Consider the following 17,496-nt stretch of genomic DNA (forward strand, 5'->3'; position numbering starts at 1 on the left):
GCCCAAAATAGGTAACATTCCTAAAAATGTTTATGATATTGTTGGCGTTTACACGTTTAATTTACCACTGTTTTTTTGGGGTGTCAATAATAAAGTTAAGCGATTTCACAACTTCGCTTGCCTATTTCTTTCAAAAGAAGCGACTTCTGTAATCTCTTTGGCTTCATGCTGGACAACAAAACCTTCCAGCTTTTATCAGATTGAGAAGGTACCGGGTATATTACCCGGTACCTTCTCACCGTTAATCAGAGGATCTCTATATATCCTTCCGTTCCATTCACCCTGATCCTTTGGCCATCCTTAACCAGTTTCGTAGCATTTTTCACCCCGACAACTGCCGGCAAGCCATATTCACGTGCAATCACTGCTCCATGGGTCATCAGTCCGCCAATTTCCGTGACGAGGCCTTTTACCGTTACAAATAAAGGAGTCCAGCTGGGATCTGTATAAGCAGTGACCAAAATATCACCATCTTCCAGCTCTGCCTCTTCCATATTTAATATGACCCGCGCTCTTCCCTCTACTGCTCCGGAAGAAACCGGCACAGCTTGAATTGGAAGATTTGTTCGTTTGTATTCACCTACAATGACTTCCCCCTCGGAAGTGAGCACGCGTGGCGGGGTTAGTTTTTTATTCCGCTGGTACTCTTTTCTTCGTTGGACGATAAGTTGGTGATCCAAATGACGTGTCGTTGCTGCTTCGCGCAGTTCTTCAAAGCAAAGATAGAAAATGTCTTCTTTATTTTGAATGATATTGGCCGAAACAAGTTTTTCGGCCTCTTTCCATAAAGCCTGCTTATAAACAAAGTAGCGACTTACCATGCCATACTTAGGATATTCCCGGTAACCGATGAAACATCGGAGCAGTCTGGTCATCCGTTTTGTCTCTTCGGCTTTTCGTTCACCATCCGGTAATTGCCTCAATCGATCCAACAACTCTTTTTCTTTTTTCAAAGCGAGCTGTCGTCCTTGCTCGAATTTCCTTGCGCCAGCTCCTGGTTCAAAATTTCGGATGTTGCTGAGAATCATAGGGATAAGGATGGATGGTTTTTCACTCCAGCGGGTTCTCGTTAGATCAATTTCACCGGGACATCGCATTCCATATTTATCGAGGTAAACATTGATAGCATCTCTTACTTCCTGCCCGCCCTTAAACGTAACCAGTTCATCCAAAAAGTTATCATCTTCTACATCTTGGAGATAGTGGATGATTTCCGGATAAGGTCGGATAACGTCAGCGACATCCATTAATTCCAGTCCCATTTCTGAAGTGACATTGTTTGGCACAGATAGAGAAAGCGTATCTGCTACGCTTTTTTCGCCCAACCACTCGTTCATTTTTTCGTTAAGCCACGCGGAAGCATTCATCGCACCATTGATCACACGCAATCCTTCAGGGTCAAATAGATTCTTCTTTAATTGCTGGATATCCTCTAAAATAAAGCGGAATAAATCCGCTCCTGTTTTCGTTCGAATCGTTTGCTTTAACGCTTCTATAGATCTTTGATGACGCTCTATCAAATCAGACACGATCGTCGGATCGTCTTCAATGTTTACCGGTTTATCGATATTACTACTACCTGGTCTTTTTTCTTGTTGACTGTATGGAGGGGATTGGGATTGAATAAAATTTTCCCGTTCCACCACCTTCGTGAGTGCATCTTTTGTAAGAGGATCGGATTCTCCAATGGTATTCAGTAACGTTTCTCTTTGGGCAGATGAAGCCAAAGACTGTGTACAATCAACAAACAGTCTACCACCCGCCTCGAACATGGGAGCATTCGTCGTCAACAGAAACAAAGAGATGCCCAACGGTTTCATCGCATCGGTCATCATTTGTTGATGGCCGACAGATAGAAAGACATGATTTTCATGATCGCCCGTTTTTGGGATAGGGTATAAGGTCGTGATTGGTCTACTTTGAAGGATGTGGATTGTATCATCGACAATACACCATTCAATATCCTGAGGACAGCCAAAATAGGCTTCAATCTTTCTAGCGATTTTTTCAAGCTTTAAAACCTGCTCATCTGTCAGAGTGGACAGACCTTGTCGCGAAGGCTCCATTTCCTTTCGCTGTGTTCCACCTTCTTTCAGTGCGTAGATAGCCATCTTTTGGTTGTAAATCGTCTTCTCTACAATCTCCCCTTCCCGCACCTTATAATTATCTGCAGATACTAAACCAGAGACAAGCGCCTCACCTAGCCCAAAACCGGCATCGATCGATAGCAGTTTTCGATTGGAGGTTACGGGATCAGCAGTGAATAAAATTCCTGAGGACTGTGGAAATACCATTTGTTGAACAATAACGGATAAATAAACTTGACTGTGCTCAAAGCCATTCCTCATACGATAAACGACAGCACGCTCTGTGAACAATGATGCCCAGCACTTTCTGATATAGCGCAGAATGGATTCTCTTCCTATGATATTTAGATACGTTTCTTGTTGCCCCGCAAAGGAGGCGTCTGGTAAATCTTCAGCGGTGGCACTGGATCGCACTGCATACGCTTGTTCGAAACCCAAAGATAAAAGACATTCATCGATATCTTCTTTGATTCGATTCTCCATTTCAATTCCTTCAATCAGCTCACGGATTTTCTTGCTGATTTCCCTGATTTCTTCTCGTTCCCCCAGGTTTTTAGCTGCCAGGCGATCCAGCAGTTCATGAAACGCCTGGTTTTCCCCAATGGAGCTTTTATAAGCTTCGGTGGTAACACAAAACCCTGCTGGCACGTGTATTCCTTCCAGCTTCGAGCATTTGGCCATATTCATCGCTTTGCCACCGACCACATTCAGTCTTGCATTGGCGATGTCTTGAAATTTCAAAACAAAAGCATCCATTACAATCCCTCCCATTTCTAGTCCAACAGGTTTCACTTGAAGCATTTCCCTCTTCTGGGTTTATTCCTATACCATAGGCATTAACAGGATATCATCTGTTGTTTAAAATCTCCGTTAGATGGAGGCATATTGAACGTACCCATCCCGCAACACGGTCCGCAAAAAGGGGCTCGGTTCCCCGACACTATAAAACTGCAAATAATGCATAGCTCTGGTGCAAGCTGTGTAAAATATTCTCCGCAAACTCTCGTCTCCATACACATTTTCCGATGCATCGTAAATAATCACAGCATCGAATTCCACACCTTTGGACAAATATGCCGGCAACACAACGACTCCTTGCTCGTAGGTCGCCGAGTTACTCTTTAACAGCTTGATATCTTTAATACATGCCAAGGATTCATATGCCCTTTCACTTTCTTTGGCGGATTTGCATATGATGGCGATACTTTTATGTCCTAACCTTTGCAACGCTGCTATTTGGGAGACAATACAACTGTGCAGTTCTACTCGATCAACTACTTGTTTCAAAACAGGTCGTTCCCCAGCACGTTCAAAAGGAATTATTTCTCCACCATTAGGAACAAGTCTTCTTGTACATTCAATAATCGGTTTGGTCGATCGGTAACTCCGCGCTAAATTGATCACTTCTGTTCTATCCCGACCGTACAGGCTAGTTAGCGTGTCGAAATTTACCCTTCCATTGGCATGGGCGAATATTGCCTGGTTAAAGTCGCCGAGCACTGTCATCCTTGCTGAGGGGAATAAACGCTTCAAAAACTCAAATTGAAAAGGGGTATAATCCTGAGCCTCATCAACAACGAGATGTTTGATCGAGCTGTTCGTCTGAAAGCCCTGAATCAACTCTTTCAGAAATAGAAATGGCGCAGCATCCTCATAAAATAGTTTATCTTCATCCAGCATTTCCTGCGTCGCCTTACAAATAGCCGACCACTTCGCTGTATTTTCGCCTTTTACGAATTGAGAGGAATCATCAAAAAACTGCCTGTAAATTCCTTTAAAATCGATGAAACGAAACGAGCGGATCTTTTTTCGTAACGGCATCCACTTTTGATGAACGATCAACCTTCCAAGTTCGTCTGGCTCGACCTCATAGTGGGCAATCTCTTCTCGTTTCAAACCTCGTTTTTCCGCCAAGAAGGTTCGTGCCTCATGGTACGCATCGTCACTTAGTAGTTCGATTTCCTCTTGTACCCACGGCTTTTTCCTTTCTGCCTTTTGAATTTCTTTTATTTTTTTGATTAACCAATCCTTCAATTTTTCAAGTCTGTTAGGAAAGCGAAGAGATGCGTCTTGATTGTAAAACCTTTCTTCTATCTGTCTCGCAGTTATGATCGATTCCCCTCTGAAGGTAATATCCTTGAAAATCATTCCGGTATATTCCAGAGACCGTCTGTACGATTGGACCGCATCGACAAAGCTGGAAGATCCTTTCAAGCGGATGCCCGCTAGCCTTGTCTGGTAGGAAGAGGTGTTCTCAGCAGTTAAAACATATTCCAATTGTTCGTAGGGATTTTCTACTTGAAACTGTTTACTCAATCGGTGATTCAGGTATTCCTGAAACGTAACTTGTTGCATATTTTCTTCCCCCAGTTCCGGCAACACATTGGACACATAACTGCTAAACATGGAATTAGGCGAAAACAGAATGATTTGATCAGCATGCAAGCGGTCTCGATATTTGTAGAGCAAATAAGCAATCCGTTGCATGGCGGCCGAAGTCTTGCCACTTCCAGCTGCACCATGAACAACTAGCAGTCTTCCATGATCATGACGGATAATACGGTTCTGCTCCTGTTGAATTGTCGCTACTATACTGTGCATTTGTTTGTCAGTACCTTTACCCAGTACTTCCTGTAAAATTTCATCCCCTATGGTAAGACTCGTATCGAACAGAGATTCAAGCTCACGCCCGCGAATAAGGTATTGCCACTTTTTCTTCAATTCACCTTGGACTTCTCCACCTGGAGCAGCATACTTTGCCGGACCAGGCTGAAAATCGTAGTAAACACTTGCAATCGGCGACCTCCAGTCGTAAATCAGAAAGTTTTCGCCGCTATCGTCTCTAAGCGAGGAAATGCCAATGTAAATCTCCTCCACGTCAGAAGCCCCGTCTTCCCTAAAATCAATCCGGCCGAAGTAGGGAATGTCCTGCATACGGTGCAATGTTGACAGCCGCTTGGATGCATGTCGGTGGATACTCTGAGTTACCGATAAGGCCTGCGCCTCTTGTCTCAAACCAATAATGGTTTCCAAGTAATCATCAAAGGTTTCGGTGTTCACCTTCACTTCATCCCAAAAATGCTTCCGGATATGAACAACCTCTTTTTTTCGCCTGGAAGTTTCTTCTTCAAGTCTGTCGACTTCTTCCGTAAGTGTCTTTTGAACCCGGGCTAACCGCATCTTCTCCTGCTGAAAATTCAATCCCATAGCAACACTCCTTAAAAATTTTTATAAAAAGGTTGACTAATGCATTGTGTAAGTCGTATAATTAAAATAGAGGTAGTGTGAAGTATTTCGTTTTACACTAATACATACCTATTTAATTTACCATGAAATCCAAGATGATTCAATGGTTTTTTGTTATGCCCTTGAATTTATTGCTTTCAAAAAAAGAGTGGGATTTAGCGTGTAAGCTTAAATCCCACTCTTTTTTTTATGTATTTCTGTTATCGCTGTCTTTTTTGCTATTTAGATGGACAACCAGAATTATTTAAATCAACTATTTTTTCATCAGTTCAATTATCCTAATTAGCAAAGCTGAAATCAGGGCCAAAAGCAAAGTCATAAATATGAGTATGTGAAAAACCGCCCCTTCACTATTAACATCCAGCATTGTTGCCGATACTGTAAACATTATGTATATGATTACAGTTATGGTAAAAAAATATCCTAAAACTTTAAGCAAATATATCACCTTCCATACACTATGCTATATAAAAAATATCAGAGAAAGCCCTTTTACGCACCTAACTTTGTAATTGACCGAGAACCGTTTTTTCACTTCAGGCAAAAAAAAGAACCCTTTTCTATCAAGGGTTCCGGCTATGATTCCGATTGGGCTCGAACCAACGACCTCCACCCTGTCAAGGTGGCGCTCTCCCAGCTGAGCTACGGAATCACATTATAATATTTTATCGACAACTATTACTTTAATAGGTAATTCCCCTTTTGTCAATACTATTCTTTTTTGCCTTGTCTCTTGTAAACGTATAGGCGATAAAGAAAGGTTCAGCCATGCTTAGTCTGAATTTTTCTTATACCTTACTTCCTTCGCAGGCTGTGCTTAGTTGTACAATACGTTCAGCTATCACCGCTTCAAAGTCTCCATCTAACGGGATTTCTTCCGAAGCAAAAGAAGCAAGCTCGGCATGATGGCCGATCATTACTGCATGGTGTGCCTCTTGGAACATCCTTATATCATTAGCATCATTTCCGAACGCGATATAATCATCTATGCCAATCGTACGTAACGCTGTACGTTTATCAATATTTTCAGGACTAATATCCAGCACATTTTCTGCGGAGTGACGATGAAGAACAACATCTATTTTTTCCAGTTCCCTGGCGAGCAAATCCATATCATCGGCAGATAGAATAAGTGCTTTTACAACAGCCGGATGCTGTTCAATCGATATGTTTTTTGCTAAATTACCTGGATCCACTTTGCTTAAGATTGGATGGTCTGCTGGCCCTGTATAAGAATAATCCCACTCTCCATCAAGTAAAAAAGCAGCGTTTTGGCTTTCGATCAAATGTTTGATGACTTCTAGTTGGTAATTCGAAAATGCTGTTTGGTGCGTAAGACTTCCCCGTTCGGAAATCAAAGAGCCATTTCCACCTATCATGGTATACGTATGAAATCGAGAATCAAGCACTGGCAACATGTCCCGAATTGGACGTGCCGAAGCAAAAATAATCGAATGGCCATGTTCCTGGACCTGTTCCAATGCTCGCAAAATGGTTTCTGAAACAGGTTTTCCTTTAAAACAAATCGTACCGTCCAAATCAAACACAATGTTCATCTTTTCTAATCTCCCTGTCATCTTTTGCGCTTATTATAACATGGCCTATCTACAAAAAAAGGTCTTTATCTTTTTAAAGCGCTTTCTTTTCTGGTAAGATGAGAGAAATGAATTACAGAAGGGACTGTTTCGTGTGTTCAGTCAACAAATCGCAATCAAGCTTGAAATTGCTGCGAAGCGGGCATTGAATATAAAAAAGAAAAACTCGATGGCTGGAATCATTTCGGTCGATTATATAGAAAACAGCCAGGGTGCTTTCAACGTATTATGTGCAGCCCTGGCCCCATATTATTTAAATGCAACCGATGAAGAACGAGTACCGCTCGATGATATTATTGATCGCTATCGTTATTTACAGGACTGTAGCATCGAAGATTATTACAAAGGCACGGACCGGGCGGCGGAAGAGTTGAAAATTTTGCTTGATGATCTTGGGGTGCAAGGAATCGATTGAGTGACTTCTACTCCGCCGGCACCTCTTTTGGTGGTTCCGCATCCGCCTCCGGTACTTCGCGCTTCTCATTTTCAATTGTTTCGGATGAAAAGATGTTGATCAATACTCGGCCATTTACTGCTTTTGCCCTAATTAATATAGGCTGGTTATAATCATTTTCGAAGCTGAAATCCGGCCCATACCAACTGACTGTAGCGTCTCTCCCGGGTGGCACATATGGAACGCGCCGGCTGTGGGAATACCTTTCAATTATTTTCACCCCTGCCTGGTCGACTGCATTATACAGAGTGGAGGATATTTGACAGATTCCCCCGCCAATATCTTCCGCTAGTTCTCCTTTTACAATTACCGGGGCCGGCAGGTAACCCTTTTCCTTCGTACGTTTTCCTACAACCCCATTAAAAGAGAAGGTTTCATTTGGAAACACGACATGGCTATCAATTGCCTCGGCAGCGAGGGCTACGTTCTTCGATCGTTCTTTATTGTTTTCATTATAATAAGTGACATACTGGCCGATTTTTCGTTCACGGATAGAAGCAAGCAGTTCTTCATCGACACGTGGGTGGACAACTCGAAGCGGTGTCTCCACCTTGGAAACTTCACGCCCATAAAAAAATGCTGCAAATTGGTGATTAAACTGCTCCAGGTCAAGCTCGCGGCCAGGTTTTGCCGGGGTAATCCGGCCGTTCACGTCAATTCTGGCATTGACTGGTTCACGATATACCTGTGAAGCGACTTCCTCCTGGAATTGCTTATACTTTTCCATATCCAGCCACAATCCCTCTATATAAGGAAGACTCACATCTTCAGCGGTAATTTGATGGATTGCTTTATCTTTATGGGTGACCGTAAATGTCTGCGCTTGTTGTTCTTCTGGTTTAATTGGCTGCCTTGGTGGATCGGGCGGATGCTGCTGGGTAGGAATAATCGACGCCAATAAAATGGATAAAAGAAACATTTTCATAACGATACCTCCACTATTAGTATGGATGAAAACAGACAAATCATGTGAAAGGATAAAAAAGCAAGGGAACCTTTGATTCGCACCCCTTGCCTTTTCGAGAATTTTGGGGTCAGTCCCTCTGTGAATAGTTCACAGAGGGACTGACCCCCGTTATGAACTCGCTGCGCTCCTTCTACTGGTTATCTTAATTTTTTTGGGGAAGTCTAGGGGATAATGACGTTTTAAAGGAGAATGAAAATGAAAGTGAAAGCTGCTGTAACTCATGGTAAAGGGGAAGATTTTCAAATAGAAGAAGTGGAACTGGCGGACCCCACCGCCAATGAAGTTTTGGTGAAGGTAGTTGCTTCTGGTGTCTGTCATACGGATGCTGTAGCTAGGGACCAGGAAGTGCCTGTCCCACTCCCTGCTGTTCTCGGTCACGAAGGCTCCGGCATTATAGAAAAAGTCGGTTCTAATGTCCATACAGTCGAAAAAGGAGATCATGTTGTTCTATCCTTTTCATCTTGTGGTCACTGTGAAAACTGTTTGTCCGGGCACCCGGCTTATTGCCTTTACTTCAATGATTTGAATTTCGGGGGAAAAATGAATGACAATACTAATCGAATTAAACAAGATGGAGAATCCGTTTCCAGCTTCTTTGGCCAATCCTCGTTTGGAACATTTGCCATTGCAAATGAGCGTAATGTGGTAAAGGTAGATAAAGATGTCGATCTTGCATTACTCGGGCCGCTCGGCTGTGGCATTCAGACCGGGAGTGGTACGGTATTGAACAAATTACAGCCGAATTTTGGTGAAACCATAGCAGTTTTTGGATGCGGAGCAGTCGGACTTAGCGCTGTGATGGCAGCGAAAATTGTCGGCTGTTCACAAATCATCGCTATCGATGTTCATGAAAGCCGCTTGGAATTGGCAAAAGAATTAGGGGCCACTCATGTCCTTAATGGAAAAGAAGTCGATACAGTTGAAGAAATTCGAAAGCTGACCGGTGGTGGTACGAACTATGCTGTTGAAACAACCAGCGTACCTGCTTTGGCACGTCAGTCTGTACAAGCATTGAAACCGTTGGGAATTTCTGCCGTCGTAGGTGTTACCCAGGAAACGGAGTTCAACGTTTTCGAGGACATCATGGCCTTGGGTAAAGGGCTTGTAGGAGCCATTGAAGGAAATGCCATCCCCCAACTATTCATACCTAAACTGATTGCGTACTACAAAAACGGGCAGTTCCCATTCGATAAACTCATCAATTTCTATGAACTGGAAGACATCAACCAGGCTTTTGCTGATTCGAAGCAAGGTACCACCGTAAAACCGATAGTCAAAATGGAGCATTAAAGGAATGGGGACAGTCCCTCTATGAGCAGATTCACAGAGGGACTGTCCCCATTTGAGTCACCATTTTCTTCAAATAAGTCCTTTATTGATGACTTCTTGGTTCGTTAACCACTACTTCGTCTGGATAGATGGTATGGTTTTCTGTTTTATTGGCCAAGAAGGTTTTATAAACTTCACGATCATTTTCCCCTGTCTCGACTAAAACAACGATATTTCCGTTTTTTAGATGACGCTCATATTCCTTGGCATGTTCTTCCGGTATCCCTGCACCGACAAGCGCACCGACAATACCGCCACCACCGGCTCCAATGCCTGCTCCTGTTAATGCTGCGGCGATCGGCCCTGCGGCCGCTATTGCTCCAACACCAGGTATCGCCAGAAGACCTACTTCAGCAATCAGACCGGTGATGCCTCCTAGTACGCCCCCGGTTCCGACCCCGATACCGAGGCCTTTTCCAGCATTTTTCCCGCGTCCACTCTTATCTTTGCTTATACTAGTATCCGTTTCATCCCCAATCACTGCGGCATCATCGCTATCCTTGGCAAATACCGATATATCTTCCTTCTTGTAGCCTTTTTCCTGCAATTCTTTAATCGCTTTGATTGCATCTTCCTGCGTTTTGAATACACCGCCAATCACTTTACTTTCCATCTAAGTCAGCCTCCTTTGAAGGTTTTATACATCTATACCCGGCGCGAGCGCAGATAAATCTTGTCCGTCATATATCGGGGACTGACCCCAAATCTTTCCGTAACGGCAAATTAAATGTGAATTAATTCACGGAGGGACTGTCCCTCCTACCCTGCGTATGTTCTTTTTTTGTTGTTTTATGTTAAACTGGGCTTAGATTTGTTTAGTTGGGGGCGGCAGGGGGAATCTTATAGGATACTTCCTGGCTGCATGTTTTAAGGAGTGAGTTACAATGGGTAGAAAAGGAACGATGCTTGATCGACAAATCGACAGCAAGTACTTAGAAGAAACCATGACGATCAAATGGTATCTGCCAGAGTCTTTCTCTCCTTTGTACAAGTACCATGTCTGTATCATGCAGGATGGAGATGATTACTTTCAGCTCGGCAGGATAGCGACATTGAGCGATCGGCTGCATAGCGACGGGGAGATTGAAAATACTGTTTTTGTAGGGATTCATTATAATGATAAATACGACCGTCAGGATAAATATCATCCTAATGGCAGTAAGCAGGCTGCTTATATGCAGTTTCTTCTCCACGAAGTGGTTCCTTTGTTAGATGAAGAACTGCCAACTTATCACATGGGTGGCAGCCGTGCATTGATAGGCGATTCACTGGCAGGAACATTGGCTTTAATGACTGCTCTAAAATATCCGAACACATTCGGAAAAGTAATCATGCAGTCACCGTATGTAGATGAAAAAGTACTGAATGCTGTACAATCTGCCAAGTCGGTCGACACCCTTGATATTTATCACACTATAGGCAATGAGGAAACAGATGTCCCGACAACAGCAGGGGATCGCAAAGATTTTCTGGAACCGAATCGAAAGCTTCACGAGCTTATCGAACAACAGGACACCAACTATGTGTTCCATGAACTTGACGGAAATCATACCTGGAAGTTCTGGCAAAAGGATTTAAAGCGGGCGCTTGTCACCATGTTTAATGGATGAACTGAGTATTAGTTAACAACCTTACTTACGATTTTCCAGTGAAATCCTTCGTCAGACCTTTAAGCAAAGTTTTTTAAAATTTGTGCGTTTTCTCTAATTTAGTCTACGCCCGTTTTACCAATTTTTGATATAATGGTTGGTAACCGAATTGGAATTAGCTACATGATCAATCAAAATACCAAGCTATTCAATATTGCCTAACGTAAACCAATCATACAGGAGGAATATTTATGAGATATGGTATTGCTATTTTCCCAGAAAAGAAAATTCAAGATACGGCTAATTCATACAGAAAGCGGTATGACCCGCATTACGCACTCATTCCGCCACACCTTACATTAAAAGAGCCGTTCGAGGCCAATGAAGATGATTTGAAACAGATTGTGGGAGAACTCCGAAAAGTGGCTGCGGAAACCAAGCCCTTTCCGTTGCAGATTCACAAAGTAAGCTCTTTTTCTCCCGTGACCAACACGATATACTTAAAAGTCGAGCCTGTCGACGAATTGCTTAAATTGAACGAAAGGTTGCATACCGGTAACCTGCCGCAAGAAAAAACGTACACTTTCGTCCCGCATATAACGATTGCCCAAAAGCTTTCGCACGACGAATACTCAGATGTATTCGGCAGCTTGAAAATGCAAAGCTTCGACCTGGAGCAGACAGTTGATCGTTTCCAGTTGATGTACCAGCTTGAAAATGGCGCATGGACTGTATTTGAAACCTTTACATTCGGTGAGGAGAAAAATTAAATAATGCAAGTTAAACAGGTGGAAACAGAAACAGAACAAAAACAGGCGTACCATGTAAGAAATACTGTCTTTGTTGAGGAGCAAAAAGTCCCGGCGGAGCTGGAGATCGATGAGCTTGAGAAGGAAGCTATCCATTTCGTCGGCTATGAAGATGAAATACCTGTGGCAGCAAGCAGACTGCGATTCGTCGACCCGTATGGCAAGCTGGAAAGAATTTGTGTCCTCAAGGAATACCGCGGCCGCTCTTTCGGTTCGCAGATAATTAAAGCAATGGAAGCTGCAATTCGGGAACACGGATTCCAAAAATCCAAACTGAATGCCCAGACACACGCAGAAGATTTTTATCAATCACTTGGCTATCAAACTGTTTCCGGGGAATTTATGGACGCTGGTATCCCGCACGTCACCATGGTAAAAGAATTATAATACACAGCAAAACCTTGTCTTAGCGGCAAGGTTTTTTTATGCCTTCTTTTTTTCGAAAGCCTCGAAAACTCACAATGTATAACTCCGATTTTTCGTATGAACCCACCGGTAATGGGTTAGGATAAAAAAAAGATTGGCAAGGGGGTTGTGAATATGGATAATGCCGTATCTATATTAGTCGAGACGATCTTTGGATTCTTCGCTCTGTTCTTGATTACGAAATTTTTAGGAAAAACACAAATCACCCAGTTGACCGCTTTTGACTTTATCGCTGCACTCATACTGGGTGAACTGGTCGGAAATGCTTTGTTTGATGATCAGGCAGGATTGTTTGAAATTGGGTACGCGGTGTTATTATGGGGAATTCTACTCTATGTGACAGAGATTGCTACGCAAAAGTTCAAAAAAACGCGCAGGCTGCTGGAAGGCATGCCCGCAATCATCATCAATAAAGGCCATCTGCAGCGAGAACAAATGAAAAAAAGCAAGCTTGATATCAACCAGTTGCAGCATCTGCTGCGTGCTAAGGGGGCATTTTCTGTCAACGAGGTAGCCTTCGCCATTCTGGAAACGGATGGATCCATTTCAGTCATGAAAAAATCCCAGGCGCAGCCCCCGACACGACAGGATATGAATCTCCAGCCGCAGGAACCATTATTGGCCTTCACCCTCATATCAGACGGCGAAATTTTATATGACAATCTCCTCGAGGCCAATCTAGATGAGAAGTGGCTACATACAGAACTTTCCAAACAAGAGGTCCAGTCGCCGAAAGAAGTATTTTTTGCAGAATGGAAGGAGGGGCATCCGCTCCATATCCAGCCGTATTAAATAAATTCCTTCGACCCTTTCTTTTGATTGGCACGCTCCGGGTTTCTGTAGCCCACATTTTTCGTATCGGACGACAGCAATTTATAACGGGGGACTCAATACAGAATGGTGGCGGTATGGGAGCAAGCTAAAGACAGAAAAAGACATTAAGTCGGGATACTAACACCTGCCGACTTAATGTCTTTTTAACAAATTAATTACACATCAGCTTGCAGCTTTGAAAAACCACCGGTAATTCCTGATTTCGCTCGTTATCCGATTCTGTTTAAGAAGAGCGGTTAAATAGGCAGTAACAGCGGTACGGAATAAAAGCCATTGGGAAAGCTGCTGAGTCCGCACATGATAAGTAGCGCACATCGATGCAATGATATCCTCATGGCTCATACCATCTGTTTTTTTGCCGATTTCCTCTTCAAGCCAATCAAGCAGCTGCTTGTGGTATTCGAGATTTGCCTGAACAGTGGATTGGAAATTTTCTTCAAAAGTCCCGTGACCGGGAACTGCTCCCTGACAGGTAATCCTCTGTAATTTATGTAGGCTATCCATAGCTGCCTGTGTATCGGTAAGATAAGGTATACCATGCTTTTCCAATTGCTTCTCACCAAAATAGCTATCTCCAGCATAGAAAATCCCCTGGTAAAGGAGCCCTAGTTGATAATAGCTGTGACCAGGTAAAAGGATCGCTTCGATAGCAAAACTGCCGATTTGACAAAACCCTTCATCAATCATTTGGTCTATCTTAATCGGAGCTCCTTCCAAAAACTTGTTTCGCAGCTCGGGAAGCGGGTCATTTCCACCAAACAAATACAGCGGTTCGAGGATGGGATGTTGTAAAATTGCTGCTTCCAAAATCGGTGCTGCTGTATGCACTTCCTGCTGCCTCTGCAAATAGTTCGCTCCCCCATAGTGGTCTGAATGAGCATGGGTAATGAACAAATGCGTGAGTGGTAAGTCCTCTTGCCTCAACCGCTTTAACACTTTTTTCATGGCGGAAGCGTCAATCCCTGCGTCAATCAGCATTCCTTCCTCGCCATTCTGTAAATAGCCGATATTGACCGGTCCTTGAAAATAAAAACATGTCCCATCCTTTAATGATTGGAATTCCATATAACCTGCTCCTTTTCCAAATTAAACGGCCCGCCTTGCCAGCAGTCATGCACCAGCTTCACAGCGGACCCTGCGTTTGATTATATGGTTTCGCTAAAATGCAGTCCTTTTCCTGTCACATCAGCGTAAACTTTTTCTGCTAAATAGGACTTGTGGACGCTCCTTGGAGCATAGAGCGACTTTTTCATCTCAGCAGGTTTAGAGTCAACTTCCGTTTTACCGTTTTCCTCTTTTTCTATTTGTTTATGCTTGGTGTCAAAGTTGGCTTTGTAAACACCTTCGATATAAAATGGGCTTGGCGCACTTCTAGTTACTCGCTCCTGATAATCCTGATATTGATAAAGCGGGACTGGCAGCATATATCCCATTTATTTCACCCCTTTTTCCTACTTTGATTATTCATCTATACCCACTTCTCCAACAAAGTATTCTAATTCTTATTCCTTATCTATAAAATCTTGCAATTCCTTCATGACGGCTTCCAGTTGCTCCATTTCTTGCAGGAATTGCGTATTCCAGGCAGTGGCTTTGCTTTCTAATTCGACGATATGCTTTTCCGGCAGTCGTAGCCACTTTTCATTCTTGTGTAAGTGCTTTTCAACTATTTGCAAATTCTTTTTCATCGGAAAGATGTCGGACTTGTCGTCCATACCCTCACCTCTTGTGTAAGAAATAAAATGGCAATCGAGCTACACAAAAAGAGACAGCAAATCAGCTGTCCCTCTTATACTAAATCCAGGAGAAACCTTTTCTCCCATCCCCTTCATGATGATGCTCTTCCTGTTCTTCCTCCACCGCTTCTCCTTCTTCTTGTTCTTTTTCCATTACTTCTTCGGCTTCCACTCTCCGAGGACCGAAAAATGGATCAACATGACGGCGTGGTTGATGAGGCGGCTCAAAAGTAACATTATCCGCTTTGATTACCAGGTCCTTCACATAAATGACTTTTTTCTTCTCTGACATTTTCCTCTTCACTCCCTTAATTAATGCTGCTCACTTATCAGGGAAAGACTCTTTGCAGATTCCTCCCATTTCCAGCTCGTGCCCTGTCCGGTTCGCCGTACTTCCGCCCCGGGGGCGCAGCCGCTAAGGACAAAAAGCTGTACGTTCTCCAATGAGCGCTCCTTATTAGTAAAGTATTGATCGCTATTATCCTATGTGAATGTCTAATTTCGGGTATAGACATCCGCCCTGTTAAACAGGAACTACAAAAAATTTCTTGAAAGGCAAGACAATATACATGGTATTTGCCCACACACTAACCCCCTTCGAACATATTCTATTAAGGACAAAAGTCAATCATCATTGGAAAGGGGTTAGATAGAATGAGTTGTGGAAGTGATCATAAAACTGGCAGCTGTGTATGCGATATCCTGAAGGAAATCTCCGATGCACAGTCCGATGTGCTTTCTGATTGTACCACCAGCTGTGAACAATCCATCAGCGACCTGTTAGGCGGTAACGACCCTAGCAACAACGGTTTAGACACAGTTCCGGTTATTCTTTACTGTAAGGGGAATTGCAAACCTTTCAAAGGCTTTGGTGTGCCGTCCGACGATTTGGGCGACGCAACCAGCAGTTTCTATTTCCGGGTAAAAACTGTAGACGACGACTGTTGTGCGGTTTTGGAATTGCTGCGTGAGCCAAACGATCACGACGATGATCCAAAATCTCCGGTTGACCAGGACACCAGCCATCTAGAAGTAACTGGAATTTGCATCACTGTAGATCTGAACTGCTTCTGCCATGTTACTTGTCTGCCAGCTATCAGCGCTTTGTAATTTTTACAGCACTCCATCTTATAGCAAGAAGTCCGGCCTGGTACGGCCGGACTTTTTCTTGCTTAAAATCCCAATAGTTTAATACTTTTGATAGTTTCCTTGTCAACTTGTGCCTTGAACGGACGCTTGATCGTCTTCATGTACACAGTTCCTTCCTGATAGTCATAGATAATACCACGATGCGTTTCTTTGTCTGTGACTACCTCGCATTTCATGCGTGGCACGGTTCTCGGCAACCCAACAAAGTAGTCGATTTTCTCCTCGTTTGTCATATCCCTGAACCGTTTGCGGCTCGATCTTTGGCTTGTTGCCGTTTCTTTCGCTTCCGATTCATTCTCAGAAACTTCTGCTGGTTGAACTTTTTCTTCTGATTTTTCTTTTTCTATGGCTTCCGTTTCAGCAGGGGGATGCTCCGATTCTTGCAAGGTATTTTCTTCTGCTTTCAATTCCTTTTCACTACTTCGCTTCCTTAGTTCTTTCTCCTTTATTGAGCTTCCGCGATCCGGTTTGCGTTTCTTTTTTCTTGGTGTACGGTAGTTGGTTTGCATGGAAGCAGTTGGTTTTTCCATTTTGGGCTGTGTGATATACAGCATTGGTTCACGGGCGGTGTTTTTATTTCCATTCATAAAAATGGCTTCCTCCCCTTCTTCAAAACTCTTCCCCATATTATATGAGCGTTCCCTGGGGATGTGCCTATTTTTATTTGCTATGGTCGGAAAAGGGAATTATTTTTCTCGTGATTTTCTTCTGTCTTGACTAGAAGACGCAACGGACATACCTTGCGCTTAACGCGGGTGGCTGGTGAGCTTTCATAAGCTAACGCTCTGCGGGTTCTCACCGAGACCTTTACTCCCGCAGGAAAAGGATTTTCGATGGTACGAGTAATCGCAGTCCCACAGAAGGCTGCGGCAGCGATGCATCGCCCAAAGGAAAATCTTTTGTATTTTCGAGGGGTCCTCGGGTTTTGCCTTCGCTAGGAACAGCCTCCTGTTTCTAACGGAAAGTACTGCCTATTTTCACTTATAAATGGATTTCCGTCATCCACTGCAAAACGATAGGGCAAGGCAGCCTGCTATGGAACTTCGATGGAAGACCTCGCAGGGAGTACACTTTGCTCATGAGGAGGCTGAGGTGCTTCCCCCGGAAAGGGAGCGTTTTCCACAGCGTCGGACTAACACTCAACTTCATTAGACCGAGTGAGAGCCTTATAAAAAGAGAATTTTCATTAATCGCAGTTTTTCTATCAATTCCAACAATTAAGGCAGCAAATATGAACTATGTGCTAAGGCAAAAAAAACGCACACCAATTGGCGT

Annotated in this window: 17 protein-coding genes and 1 tRNA gene; 7 read left to right on the forward strand and 11 right to left on the reverse strand. The window is 43.4% G+C overall.

What is annotated here, in order from left to right:
• Positions 1 to 245: 245 nt before the first annotated feature.
• From ppsA to BLR82_RS06110, 4 genes are all read right to left on the reverse strand, one after another.
• Positions 246 to 2,843: a phosphoenolpyruvate synthase gene (ppsA, locus tag BLR82_RS06090; RefSeq protein ID WP_074598056.1), complete on the reverse strand. Its 2,598-nt coding sequence runs from the start codon at positions 2,841 to 2,843 to the stop codon at positions 246 to 248.
• A 114-nt stretch (positions 2,844 to 2,957) separates the two neighbouring features.
• Positions 2,958 to 5,294, reverse strand: coding sequence for an RNA polymerase recycling motor HelD (helD, locus tag BLR82_RS06095; RefSeq protein ID WP_074598057.1), 2,337 nt, complete (start codon positions 5,292 to 5,294; stop codon positions 2,958 to 2,960).
• Between the two features lie 618 nt (positions 5,295 to 5,912).
• A tRNA-Val gene (locus tag BLR82_RS06105) sits at positions 5,913 to 5,985 on the reverse strand.
• 136 nt (positions 5,986 to 6,121) lie between these two features.
• Complete coding sequence (locus BLR82_RS06110) at positions 6,122 to 6,889, reverse strand: HAD-IIB family hydrolase (RefSeq protein ID WP_074598059.1); 768 nt, start codon at positions 6,887 to 6,889, stop codon at positions 6,122 to 6,124.
• 133 nt (positions 6,890 to 7,022) lie between these two features.
• Here BLR82_RS06110 and BLR82_RS06115 point away from each other — a divergent pair, with 133 nt between their 5' ends.
• Entirely contained in the window at positions 7,023 to 7,343 is a 321-nt protein-coding gene (locus tag BLR82_RS06115; RefSeq protein WP_074598060.1) for a hypothetical protein, read from the forward strand.
• 7 nt (positions 7,344 to 7,350) lie between these two features.
• On the opposite strand, the gene BLR82_RS06120 is transcribed toward BLR82_RS06115, so the two are convergent.
• Complete coding sequence (locus BLR82_RS06120; protein WP_245693655.1) at positions 7,351 to 8,307, reverse strand: VanW family protein; 957 nt, start codon at positions 8,305 to 8,307, stop codon at positions 7,351 to 7,353.
• A 237-nt stretch (positions 8,308 to 8,544) separates the two neighbouring features.
• Between BLR82_RS06120 and BLR82_RS06125 the strand changes: the two genes are divergently transcribed.
• Complete coding sequence (locus BLR82_RS06125; protein ID WP_074598061.1) at positions 8,545 to 9,639, forward strand: NAD(P)-dependent alcohol dehydrogenase; 1,095 nt, start codon at positions 8,545 to 8,547, stop codon at positions 9,637 to 9,639.
• Between the two features lie 82 nt (positions 9,640 to 9,721).
• Here BLR82_RS06125 and BLR82_RS06130 read toward each other — a convergent pair whose 3' ends face one another.
• Positions 9,722 to 10,291: a general stress protein gene (locus BLR82_RS06130; RefSeq protein WP_074598062.1), complete on the reverse strand. Its 570-nt coding sequence runs from the start codon at positions 10,289 to 10,291 to the stop codon at positions 9,722 to 9,724.
• A 271-nt stretch (positions 10,292 to 10,562) separates the two neighbouring features.
• On the opposite strand from BLR82_RS06130, the gene BLR82_RS06135 reads away from it, so the two are divergent.
• The 4 genes from BLR82_RS06135 (at position 10,563) to BLR82_RS06150 (ending at position 13,294) form a co-directional block, all read left to right on the forward strand.
• Positions 10,563 to 11,288, forward strand: a complete 726-nt coding sequence (locus BLR82_RS06135) for an alpha/beta hydrolase (protein WP_074598063.1) — start codon at positions 10,563 to 10,565, stop codon at positions 11,286 to 11,288.
• A 230-nt stretch (positions 11,289 to 11,518) separates the two neighbouring features.
• Positions 11,519 to 12,037 carry a YjcG family protein gene (locus tag BLR82_RS06140; protein ID WP_074598064.1) on the forward strand — a complete coding sequence of 173 codons (519 nt, stop codon included), beginning with the start codon at positions 11,519 to 11,521 and terminating at the stop codon, positions 12,035 to 12,037.
• Positions 12,038 to 12,040: 3 nt separating this feature from the next.
• Positions 12,041 to 12,463, forward strand: a complete 423-nt coding sequence (locus BLR82_RS06145) for a GNAT family N-acetyltransferase (protein ID WP_074598065.1) — start codon at positions 12,041 to 12,043, stop codon at positions 12,461 to 12,463.
• A gap of 153 nt (positions 12,464 to 12,616) precedes the next feature.
• Complete coding sequence (locus BLR82_RS06150; RefSeq protein WP_074598066.1) at positions 12,617 to 13,294, forward strand: DUF421 domain-containing protein; 678 nt, start codon at positions 12,617 to 12,619, stop codon at positions 13,292 to 13,294.
• Between the two features lie 204 nt (positions 13,295 to 13,498).
• On the opposite strand, the gene BLR82_RS06155 is transcribed toward BLR82_RS06150, so the two are convergent.
• The 4 genes from BLR82_RS06155 to BLR82_RS06170 form a co-directional block, all read right to left on the reverse strand.
• Complete coding sequence (locus tag BLR82_RS06155) at positions 13,499 to 14,401, reverse strand: MBL fold metallo-hydrolase (protein ID WP_074598067.1); 903 nt, start codon at positions 14,399 to 14,401, stop codon at positions 13,499 to 13,501.
• An 80-nt stretch (positions 14,402 to 14,481) separates the two neighbouring features.
• The gene (locus BLR82_RS06160; protein WP_074598068.1) at positions 14,482 to 14,769 is read right to left on the reverse strand and encodes a hypothetical protein; all 288 of its coding nucleotides are present in this window, start codon (positions 14,767 to 14,769) and stop codon (positions 14,482 to 14,484) included.
• Positions 14,770 to 14,838: 69 nt separating this feature from the next.
• Positions 14,839 to 15,051, reverse strand: coding sequence for a hypothetical protein (locus BLR82_RS06165; protein ID WP_074598069.1), 213 nt, complete (start codon positions 15,049 to 15,051; stop codon positions 14,839 to 14,841).
• A gap of 79 nt (positions 15,052 to 15,130) precedes the next feature.
• Positions 15,131 to 15,364 carry a hypothetical protein gene (locus BLR82_RS06170; RefSeq protein WP_074598070.1) on the reverse strand — a complete coding sequence of 78 codons (234 nt, stop codon included), beginning with the start codon at positions 15,362 to 15,364 and terminating at the stop codon, positions 15,131 to 15,133.
• A 362-nt stretch (positions 15,365 to 15,726) separates the two neighbouring features.
• Here BLR82_RS06170 and BLR82_RS06175 point away from each other — a divergent pair, with 362 nt between their 5' ends.
• A complete protein-coding gene (locus tag BLR82_RS06175) occupies positions 15,727 to 16,182 on the forward strand; it encodes a CotY/CotZ family spore coat protein (protein ID WP_074598071.1) in 456 nt (151 codons plus the stop codon).
• 62 nt (positions 16,183 to 16,244) lie between these two features.
• Here the strand turns inward: BLR82_RS06175 and BLR82_RS06180 are convergent, their stop codons facing one another.
• A complete protein-coding gene (locus BLR82_RS06180) occupies positions 16,245 to 16,808 on the reverse strand; it encodes a CotO family spore coat protein (RefSeq protein WP_074598299.1) in 564 nt (187 codons plus the stop codon).
• Positions 16,809 to 17,496 lie beyond the last annotated feature (688 nt).

This window comes from Sediminibacillus halophilus (assembly GCF_900103695.1).
GTDB classification, from domain to species: domain Bacteria; phylum Bacillota; class Bacilli; order Bacillales; family Amphibacillaceae; genus Sediminibacillus; species Sediminibacillus halophilus.